The following is a 9,606-nucleotide window of genomic DNA, read 5'->3' as shown; positions in this document are numbered from 1 at the left end:
TTCCTCAACGCCGTTTTCGGGTACTGCCTGGGGTGCGAGATGTACCTTCTGGTGCGGCGGGCGGTGGGCTGAAGCGGTCACCACGTGACAAGAATACGTTGACCGCAGCGGCGGTGAGGTGGCCGTGGACCAGAAGACGGTCGGTGTCGGCCATCCACGTCGAGAAGGTGGTGAACGAGCCGAGGAACCCGACGCCGGCGAACGCCCGCACGTACCGGGTCGGCGGCCAGACCTCCAACACGTACACGAGCAGCAGCGCCAGCAGGAACGCGCCGGACACGTTGACGGCGAAGGTCGTCAGCGGGAAGCTCCCCGCGGGCGTGGGGAAGGCCAGGCCCAGCACATAGCGGGCCGTCCCGCCCAGAAGGCCGCCCAGCGCGACCACCGCCAGGACGCCCGGCCGCAGCCGGGCACGGAACGGCTCGGGTGACCGTGCGGGCCCGCCGTCCGGCTCGGGCACCCGAGCATCTGCCGCAGGCCTCATCGGAACAGCCGTATCCCCAATTCACTGGCACAGCTCCTCCATTATCGCCGGGGATTGCCGCACCGATGCCCCCGCGACTAAAATTTGATCACCGGCGCCGTTCGGTTCGAGATGACCGGCCGGTTTGCAGGAGCAGTGGCCACCACCGATGGAGGACGGCCATGGCAAAGATTCTCGCGGTGCTCTATCCGGACCCCGTGGGCGGATATCCCCCCGATTACGCCCGCGACGAGATTCCCACCATCACCGGCTATCCGGGCGGTCAGACCGCGCCGACCCCGCAAGCCATCGATTTCACCCCGGGACAGCTGCTCGGCTGCGTCTCGGGAGAACTGGGACTGCGCCGCTTCCTGGAGGAGCGGGGCCACACCTTCGTCGTCACGTCCGACAAGGAGGGGGCGGACTCCACGCTCGACCGTGAGCTGCCCGACTCCGACGTGGTGATCTCGCAGCCCTTCTGGCCCGCCTACCTGACCCCCGAGCGCATCGCCGCGGCCCCGCGCCTCAGACTCGCGATCACCGCCGGGATCGGGTCGGACCACGTGGACCTGCCCAGCGCCATCGAGCACGGCATGACGGTGGCGGAGGTGACCTACAGCAACAGCATCAGCGTGTCCGAGCACGCCGTCATGCAGATCCTGACCCTGGTGCGCAACTACCTGCCCTCCCATGAGTGGGTGACCGCCAAGAAGGGCTGGAACATCGCGGACAGCGCGTCGCGCGCCTACGACCTCGAAGGCATGGACGTGGGCGTCCTCGGCTCCGGCCGGATCGGCCAGGCGGTGCTGCGCCGCCTCAGGCCGTTCGACGTCACCCTGCACTACTGCGATGTGCACCGGCTGCCCGGGGACGTCGAGCAGGAGCTGGGGCTGACCTATCACCCCGACGTCCGCGCGCTGGCCTCCGCGATCGACGTGCTGTCGATCCACACCCCACTGCATCCGCAGACGCAGAACCTCTTCGACGACGACCTGATCGGGGCCATGAGGCGCGGCTCGTACATCGTCAACACCGCACGCGCGCTCATCGTCAGCCGGGACGCCGTGGTGCGGGCCCTCAACAGCGGCCAACTGGCCGGGTACGCCGGTGACGTCTGGTATCCGCAGCCGCCACCGCCGGACCACCCCTGGCGCACCATGCCGTACGAGGCGATGACCCCGCATGTGTCCGGTACGACGCTGTCGGCGCAGGCCCGCTACGCCGCCGGCACCCGGGAGATCCTGGAGAGCTGGCTCGACGGGCGCCCCGTCCGCTCCGAGTACCTGATCGTCGACGGCGGCGGCCTCGCCGGGACGGGAGCACGCTCGTACACGGTCGCCGGATAACGCACGACGCAATGACGGCCACGACGGCAATGAGGGCCACGACGGACGAGGGAACACCAGACAATTCCCGAAGTCCTTGAAAGATCCATAACTAATTCCGGAGGGAACTTCCGCAGAAGATCCACCACCCCCTTGTGAGCGGACTCACGCCGACATTCCTGGACGGGCGCGAGGTGATCCCCTTAGTGTCCGTAAATGGAATGATTTTTCCTTATGCGAAGGCATCGGCGCCGCGCATACTGTTTCGCAGGAAAACCAAGGTGAACACCGGGAAGGTGGATCAGTGAGCAGTACGGACGCCGTATGGGTACGGGGCGTGAACGGCATTCAGATGCATCACGTGACCGACCTCCAGGACGCCGGCCGATTTCTGGGCAACGCCGCCATGGCGCTGCGGGCCGCCCATGTGCGGACCGGCTCCGACCGGTACTCCGGGATCGCCGCCGAGCTGAAGAGCCTGGTGGTGCGGGTACGCGAGCTGGAGGACGAGGCCCGGGCGGGCATGCACGACCTGCACTCCACCGACCCCGACCGCTTCACCCGCTGCCGCGACGGCCACGAGCCCTGGCCCGGTGAGATCCCGGCGGGCTTCATCCCGCGCCACACCTGCCGGGACGAGTGCCTTTACCACGACCGCGACGTCCTCGAAGCCCTCATGCAGTGCACCTGCGGCCGCCCGCCGTGCCAGGCCTGCGAAATCGGCGGAAAGCTCTGACGGACCGGAGCCCGGACCCGAGCCTGGACGCGCAGTGAGGGAGCCCCCGATGCGGGGGCTCCCTCACGCGCGTCGGGGCTCGCGGGGCAGCCCTCAGGCGTTGTCCGCATACCAGCGCAGTTCGACGGTGTTGCCGTCCGGGTCGCTGACGTACAGGGACTGGCCCATGCCGCGGGCTCCGAAGCGCGGTCCAGGGCCGTCGGCCACCGTGAACTCGCCCGAGTCGATCACCTCTTGCCAGTCGAGGGGCTCGACGACCAGACAGAGGTGGTCGACGTTGGAGCCCTCCCGGGGCCCCTGCATGAGGTCGATGATGGTGTCCGGGCTCACGCGCACGGAGGGGAAGGGCACCTCGCCCGCGCGCCAGCCGTCGACACGGACCGGCTCCAGGCCGAGCGAGCCGCAGTAGAAGTCGAGGGAACGCTCGATGTCCGAGACGTTCAGCACGAGGTGGTCGAAGGCGATGACGCGCATGGGAGCTCCTTTTGGGGCGCCCAGTTGGGAGGAGCGCCGTCGGGTGGTTGCAGAAGGAACCTATCTGCCGGACCGGTGCGGCGGGATCGGTCGTTGGTCCTGGTCCGGCGGTCCTGGTCCCTGGGACGGGGCCGGCCGGCAGCCGCTGCCGGCGGACCGCGAACGAGGTGACGGTCCGCCGTGGGCACGGGGCGCGGCCGGCTCCCGTTCTCGGTCCGCCGAAACGCTGGACCGTCCCCGCTTCCCCGGTACATGATCACCTATCGGCTCATCCTGCCCAGCCGCGGGCCGAGGAGATGCACCGGGAACGGAGGACCATGTCGAACGCCGAACACATAGCCAGGGACCGGGTGCCCGGCGGGGCGCACCCGCCGTCACGGGCGCGGCAGTTGGCCGCTGCCCCCATCGGCAACGCGGTCGAGTGGTACGACTGTTTCTCCTGCGCGGGGGCGCAGGCGGTTCGCGGTCTCTGGCCGGATCGATGCTGACTGTTCGCTGACGTGCCTGACGAAGAGTCAGCAGCACTCCGAACGCCCGGGCTCCGGGTGCCAGGCCCCCTTGACGGAGCGGTCGACGGTGAAGGTTCGCTTGTGGCGCGTAGCGCTACGAAATATGGAGAGGCCGGCGCGGTGTGATTGCCGTGCTCGAAGGCGGGGAGATGCGTGATCATGGGAGCTTTCACCGAAGGGCCTGCGTCCGAGGATGGGCTGGATTCCCCTGCTGAGGGGGATCGTGCCGACGCCGTGGCCCCTCCGGCACGTCCGGTGCGGCAGCTGCTCGCCGCCTCGGTCGGCAATGCCGTCGAATGGTACGACTGGTACACATACACCTTCCTTGCCACGTATATCGCCGCGCAGGTCTTCCCCATGGGTGCGGAGAATTCGCTGGTGCCGCTGCTCTCGACGTTCGCGGTCTTCGCGGTGGGATTCTTCATGCGCCCCGTCGGCGGGCTGTTGATGGGCGCGGTCGCCGACCGGCGCGGGCGCCGTGCGGCGCTGACGGTGACCATTCTGCTGATGGGCGGCAGCAGCCTGCTGGTGGGACTGACGCCGACGTACGCTGCCGCCGGCGTCCTCGCACCGGTCGTCCTCGTCCTGGCCAGGCTGCTGCAAGGGCTGTCGGTGGGCGGGGAGTTCGCCGCCTCGACCACGTTCCTTGTGGAGTCGGCCGGGCCCGGGCGGCGGGGGCTCTTCTCCAGCTTCCAGTATGTGTCGACGACCATCGGCCAGCTCGTCGCTTCCGGCGTCGCGGCGATGCTCGTCGCGAATCTCGCGCCCGCCACCATGGGCAGCTGGGGCTGGCGGGTCCCGTTCGTGCTGGGCGCGCTCCTGAGCCTCGTGGGCTTCTGGGTCCGGCGCGGCGCGCGCGAGACGCTTCCCCAAGCTCTCAACTCCGTTCGAGCAGGGGAGACCCCGAGCGAGGAGCAGGCGAAGGCGTCCCGGCCAGGCCTCTTCGAGGCGTTGCGCCGCCATCCGCGCGAGTCGCTGCTGATCTGCGGAATCACGGCGGGCGGCACCCTCGCGTACTACACGTGGACCTCGTACCTGCCGACGTACGCCGAGCTCAACGCCGGGGTGGAGAAAGCAGACGCGCTGCTGGCGGGCACCCTCTCGCTGATGTTCTTTGCCGTGCTCCAGCCCCTCGCGGGCCTCCTGTCCGACCGGATCGGGCGCAAGCCGCTGCTGCTGATGTTCGGGATCGGCTTCGCCGCCCTGATCGTGCCGCTGCTGCGCATGCTCGACGACTCCTTCGTCACGCTGCTGCTCGTGCAGTGCGCGGGCATGATCCTGCTGAGCGGCTTCACGGCGGTCTCGGCGGCCGTGAACGCGGAGACGTTCCCGGCACGGGTGCGCGCCGCGGGAATCGGTTTCCCCTACTCGCTCACCGTTGCCCTCTTCGGCGGCACGGCGCCTTATGTCGGCACCCTGTTCAAGGACATGGGGCACGCCGGTCTGTTCCCCGTGTACGTGGCCGTGCTGTGCCTGGTCTCCTCCACCGTCTACCTCCGACTGCCCGAGACCGCTCACCGCCCGCTGGACCGGTGAGGCGCGAGGCATCTGCTACGGGAGGGCGGCCTCTTCCTGGGGGCGTTGAAGGCGAAATGCCCGAGGCGAAGCCCCGGTTGGTCCGCACCGGTCCCGGACCTTGGTATGTGGCGCCGACGGCGGAGCTTCTCGCGGTACTCCCTGGCAATGTCGCAGCCGCCGTCCAGCCACCCGTATCAGCCCGACTTCGGCGGCTTCTGCGCGTCGAAAGCGAAGAGAGTGTTCTTGGCCGCGGCCACGATCACCGCACGCCCTGCGAGAGTCACCCGCGGGCTCGCACCCTGCTCGCCCGTCAGACCATCGACCTGCGGATCTGTTGTCCACAGGGGTTTACCGTCGTCCGGCGACAGCGCGACCACCCGGCCGGTGGCCGAGCTGAAATACAGTGCGCCGGCTCCCGCAACAGGACCCGCCGCGCCCTCCACGCCAGTCTGCCGCGACCACTTCTTGCGGCCGGTCGCCGGGTCGAGTGCGGTGACGAGACCGGTCTGCCCGCTCACGTAGACGGTGCTGTCCGCCATGCCGGGCGTCCCCGCGTATGTCTTGGCCAGTCGGGAGTACGTGACCTTCCGCGAGGCCGGGTCGACCCGCGTCACCCCGTCGTAGCCGGTCAGCTGCGTTCCCTCCATGTGTACTTGCAGGAGTACGAGCCTGCCGTTGGCGACGCCCATCGGCACGGCGGGGCCGTTGACCGCGATGGGCCTGCCCAGTGTCCCCGAGGCGCGGTCGACCGGGTACAGGGTGGGGTGGCGCACCGACAAGGCATCCACCTCCGCGTCCTTCGCGCACATCGCGACGAGCCGTGGGCCCGCCGGGACGGGAGCGCACTGTGTACCCGCTGGGAAGGGCGACGTCCAGGTGACCTGACCGCTGTGCGCGTTGCGGGCCTCGAAGCGGGAGTTGGAAGCGTCGACCGTCACGACGTCGGAACCGACCACGATGGCGTCCTGCGTCCGACCCGTGACGGCCGTCGACTGGGCGCCGGACGGCGCGGACCACAGCTCCCGTCCGGTGTTCGCGTCGAGGGCCACCACCTCGCTGGGAGGGTCCTGCGGGGCGTCCTGGGCGGCGAAGCGGTAACCGAGCACCGTGTCGTCGGTGGCGCCCACCAGGTGCATGCCGTTGACGGGGACGCCGGGGCTCTTCGCCGTCCACACCCGCGCGCCGTCCCTGGCCCTGATACGGGTCGCGACGACACTGCCGCCCCCGCAGAACAGCGCGTCGCCGTGCGCGATGCAACGCAGCTCGTCGGGGATATCGGGGCGACCGCCGGGCACGGCCTTGTGCCACGGCTCGAAACCGTCCGGAAGTGTGGCACCTGGCGCTGCAGAGCTGCTGCCCTTGTCGCCGCCGCTGTTCCCCCCGAACCCGCCCGCCGTCAGTGCGGCGACTCCTCCACCGATCGCTGCCACCGCCACGGCGACCGCGGCCGCGAACACGGGACGCCATCGGGGATGCGATCGGCGGCCGATGGAGGTGTCGGCGCTGCCCGTATCGGGGTCGGCGTTCCCCGTGTCGGGGTCGGCCGGGGTGGTGGCCGGGGCTGGCGGCGTCGGTGTGGCTGGTGTGGGGATGGCCGGCGCCGGGGTGGCCGGCGCCGCGAAGTGATGCTCGGTGACCATGTCGCGGGTGCGGCCCGTGCCAACTCCCCTCGCGTCGTTCTGGTCGAGGTCGGCCGGCAGGTCCCGTAGCAGCACGAGGAGTTCGTCCGCCGAGGGCCGCCCGTGGGGCTCCTTGGCCAGGCACGACTCGACGACCGTGCGCAAGGCCACCGGCACATCCTCCAGCGACGGCTCCTCATGCACCACCTGATACGCAGCGATGTATGGGCTCTCCGCGTCGAAGGGCCCGTGGCCCGTCGCCGAGTAGGCCAGCAGCGTCCCCAGCGAGAAGACATCGGACCGCGGCCCCACATCGCGCGGCGCCTGCAACTGCTCCGGCGACATGAAGGGCGGCGTACCGATGACCCGCCCGGTAATCGTCAGCGTCTGCTGGTCCACGGCGCGCGAAATACCGAAGTCGATGACGCGTGGGCCCTCGGGCGAGAGCACGACGTTCGAGGGCTTCAGGTCACGGTGGACGACCCCCACCCGGTGGATGTCCCGCAGTGCCTCCGCCAGCCCGATGGCGAGCCTCCTCAGCTCCGCTCCGCTCAGCGGGCCCTTCGCGGCGATGCGCCGGGTGAGCGTGTGCCCCGGGATATAGGTCGTCGCCATCCACGGCTGCTCGGCCTCAGGCGCAGCGTCGACCACGGCAGCGGTGAACGCGCCACTCACCTGCCTCGCCGCCGCCACCTCCTGCCGAAAGCGGATGCGGAACTCGTCGTCCGCCGCGAACTGCGGGTGGATCAGCTTGATCGCGACACGACGCCCCGAACTCGTACGGGCCAGAAAGACCGTGCCCATGCCACCCGAGCCGAGTCGCGCCTCAAGCGGATAACCGCCGATCTCGGCTGGATCACCTGCGCGCAGCGACACTCTTCCCGACCTCCCTTCCCTCATGCACCTCTGCCACCACGGGCCGGTGTACCTGTCCTGCACACAAATTAGCCGCAGGGCAGTACAGCAGAGCAGAGTGGGTGACCAACAGGACCTCGGGCTGCCGCCTCCCGTGCCGCACGCGACGAAGCCGCGCCAAGAGGAGGGCGGATTCCAGAGCTTGTTGCAACACCATGGCCGGTTCGACATTACGTTCTGAGAGAGCCTGTCCCGGACGTGGGGGCGATCCGATAGCGCATCATGCGTGTCATCCCCACGAGACCGGCCTGCCATCCGGTTCGCGGCCGACGCCGATCCCGATGGCCTCGCTGCCCTGATCCGCCTCGGGGCGCTTCTCTACCGGCGGCAAGGACGGTCTACGGGGCATCCGCGGTGCGCGCTCATCGGCGCCCGCCACGGCACGATCGACGTCGGCCTCCTGGGCAGCGATGCCCACCGTGTACCGGCGGCTCACCGAGTGGAGCCGGGCCCGGGTGCGGGGCCACCGCTTGGTCCTGGATGAGCTCGGTGCGCACGGCGCCCTTCGTCGGCATGCCGCAACTCTGATCTGCTACCGCCGTCTGTCCCGCCTGAGATGATGTTCAGGTATTGGCACCTCGTGCTGTGACCTGCCAACGGTCGATCACCTCGCGATCTCGGACGACCAGCAGCTCATCGGCGAGATTCACCGGCGTGCATATGTGGTTGGGGACGACAGCGATCACCGACCCAAGGCGTGGCCCTTGCACGCCTTCCGGAAGCCGGACCACGGCGTGGTGCTCCCACAGCCCGGTGATGGTTCCCTGAGGGAACTGGGGCAGGTAGCCGTGGCCCGTCACCCAGGACGACCGGTCGGAGCCGAGGACCTTGCTGCCGACATCAAGCACAAAGCGATCCGGGGCGGGAACGCTGATCACAGTCGACGCGGCGACCAGCGCGAGATCCCCCACCCCACAGGTGCCGATGGCCAGTTGGGTGGCGTCATTGAAGACGTAGACACCGGGCCGCAACTCGTTCACCGCGCCCGGCTGCCACTGCCCCACCGTGGGTGTCGACCCGCCACTGATCACCCGGATGTCGAGCCCAAGGTCCCGCAGTGTCTGTGCGGCCTCGCCCAGCGTGCGCTCCTCGTCCCGTGCGGCACGCCCTCGTGCCCGCGCATCATGACCGTAGCCGTGTCCCGGGAACGTGAAGACGCCGACAACATGAAGTCCTGTGTCGGAGGCAGCCTTCCCGACCTCACCAGCAGCGTGAGGCGGCACTCCCGTCCGGTGGCTCCCACTGTCGACCTCGACGAGCACCTCGACCGGCCGGGCGCTGCCACGCACGGCATTCCCCAGCCGCTGCGCGCCTTCGATCGACTCCACGCCGACCCTCAGGGCAACGCCGTCCGCCAACCGGCGCAGCCGCGACGCCTTGTCGGCATCGAGCCATACGGGGTAGGCGATGAACAGGTCGTCCACGCCCGCCCGGGCGAATGCCTCGGCCTCGCCGATCGTGGCCACCGACAGCCCGCGCGCCGCGCCGGATCGAAGCTGACGGTCGGCGATCTGTGCGCACTTGTGACTCTTGGCGTGCGGACGCAGCGCGAACCCTTGGACCCGCGAAGCCTCAGCCATCCGCGAGATGTTGCTGTCCAGCACATCCGGATCGACCAGGAGTGCCGGCGTAGCCAGCCCATCGGGCAGCGGTATCGCCATCTCTTGCCTCCCACCATGAAACGCGTCCAGATGATTGCACGTGACGACACCGTCGGCGGTGCGTGTCACCGTCACGCGGGTGCTGCGCGCTGAACTCGGAGTCGGCCTGACGGAGGCCAAGGCTGTCGCGGACCAGGTGCTCGCAGGGGGCTACTCAGTCGAGGTGATGTCGATGACGACCGGGCCCGGCTCGCTCAGGTGCCCTTCAGAGATCTTCATGACCACACAGACGCCCCCGGACCGCCCGGGAGCTCGGCGCGATTGTGGAAGTCACCTGGAACTGGACAGGCACTCCTAGTGACCTGAGTCAGAGATTCGGTGGCAGTAGGCCGCGACTTTGTCGAGGATCTCGTCGGCGGTCTTGGTCCAGATGAATGGTCTGGGGT

General features: G+C 69.2%; 7 protein-coding genes and 2 pseudogenes. 5 read left to right on the top strand and 4 right to left on the bottom strand.

The genetic code is table 11. The features are described from left to right. Positions 1-27 precede the first annotated feature (27 nt). Positions 28-72: a hypothetical protein gene (locus ACWC9R_RS36430; protein ID WP_450738105.1), complete on the top strand. Its 45-nt coding sequence runs from the start codon at positions 28-30 to the stop codon at positions 70-72. Between the two features lie 25 nt (positions 73-97). On the opposite strand, the pseudogene ACWC9R_RS36425 reads toward ACWC9R_RS36430, so the two are convergent. Further along, positions 98-484, bottom strand: a pseudogene (locus tag ACWC9R_RS36425) (FluC/FEX family fluoride channel); the annotation flags it as partial. Positions 485-645: 161 nt separating this feature from the next. Between ACWC9R_RS36425 and ACWC9R_RS36420 the strand changes: the two are divergent. Then, positions 646-1,809, top strand: a complete 1,164-nt coding sequence (locus tag ACWC9R_RS36420; RefSeq protein ID WP_450738104.1) for an NAD-dependent formate dehydrogenase — start codon at positions 646-648, stop codon at positions 1,807-1,809. A gap of 331 nt (positions 1,810-2,140) precedes the next feature. Further along, positions 2,141-2,524: a hypothetical protein gene (locus ACWC9R_RS36415; protein WP_362610229.1), complete on the top strand. Its 384-nt coding sequence runs from the start codon at positions 2,141-2,143 to the stop codon at positions 2,522-2,524. 93 nt (positions 2,525-2,617) lie between these two features. On the opposite strand, the gene ACWC9R_RS36410 is transcribed toward ACWC9R_RS36415, so the two are convergent. Beyond that, positions 2,618-2,998: a VOC family protein gene (locus ACWC9R_RS36410; RefSeq protein WP_450738102.1), complete on the bottom strand. Its 381-nt coding sequence runs from the start codon at positions 2,996-2,998 to the stop codon at positions 2,618-2,620. A gap of 743 nt (positions 2,999-3,741) precedes the next feature. Between ACWC9R_RS36410 and ACWC9R_RS36405 the strand changes: the two genes are divergently transcribed. Continuing rightward, entirely contained in the window at positions 3,742-5,043 is a 1,302-nt protein-coding gene (locus ACWC9R_RS36405; RefSeq protein ID WP_450738100.1) for an MFS transporter, read from the top strand. Between the two features lie 176 nt (positions 5,044-5,219). Here the strand turns inward: ACWC9R_RS36405 and ACWC9R_RS36400 are convergent, their stop codons facing one another. Next, positions 5,220-7,520 (bottom strand): serine/threonine-protein kinase, encoded by a 2,301-nt coding sequence (locus ACWC9R_RS36400; protein WP_450738098.1) that lies wholly within the window; start codon positions 7,518-7,520, stop codon positions 5,220-5,222. A gap of 455 nt (positions 7,521-7,975) precedes the next feature. Between ACWC9R_RS36400 and ACWC9R_RS36395 the strand changes: the two are divergent. Further along, a pseudogene (locus ACWC9R_RS36395) lies at positions 7,976-8,065 on the top strand (IS5/IS1182 family transposase); the annotation flags it as partial. Positions 8,066-8,122: 57 nt separating this feature from the next. On the opposite strand, the gene ACWC9R_RS36390 reads toward ACWC9R_RS36395, so the two are convergent. Beyond that, on the bottom strand, positions 8,123-9,220 hold the full coding sequence (locus tag ACWC9R_RS36390; RefSeq protein ID WP_450738096.1) for an alanine racemase: 1,098 nt from the start codon (positions 9,218-9,220) through the stop codon (positions 8,123-8,125). Between the last annotated feature and the right edge of the window lie 386 nt (positions 9,221-9,606).

Source organism: Streptomyces sp. NPDC001219, assembly GCF_053597915.1.
Note: the sequence above shows the minus strand (reverse complement) of the source record. Positions and strands in the feature narration are given on the sequence as shown.

What these genes read in the sequence shown, in the direction of transcription:
- ACWC9R_RS36420 (WP_450738104.1), top strand. Translation starts at nt 646, where the DNA reads ATGGCAAAGATTCTCGCGGTGCTCTATCCGGACCCCGTGGGCGGATAT.
- ACWC9R_RS36415 (WP_362610229.1), top strand. Translation starts at nt 2,141, where the DNA reads ATGCATCACGTGACCGACCTCCAGGACGCCGGCCGATTTCTGGGCAAC.
- ACWC9R_RS36410 (WP_450738102.1), bottom strand. Translation starts at nt 2,998, where the DNA reads ATGCGCGTCATCGCCTTCGACCACCTCGTGCTGAACGTCTCGGACATC.
- ACWC9R_RS36390 (WP_450738096.1), bottom strand. Translation starts at nt 9,220, where the DNA reads ATGGCGATACCGCTGCCCGATGGGCTGGCTACGCCGGCACTCCTGGTC.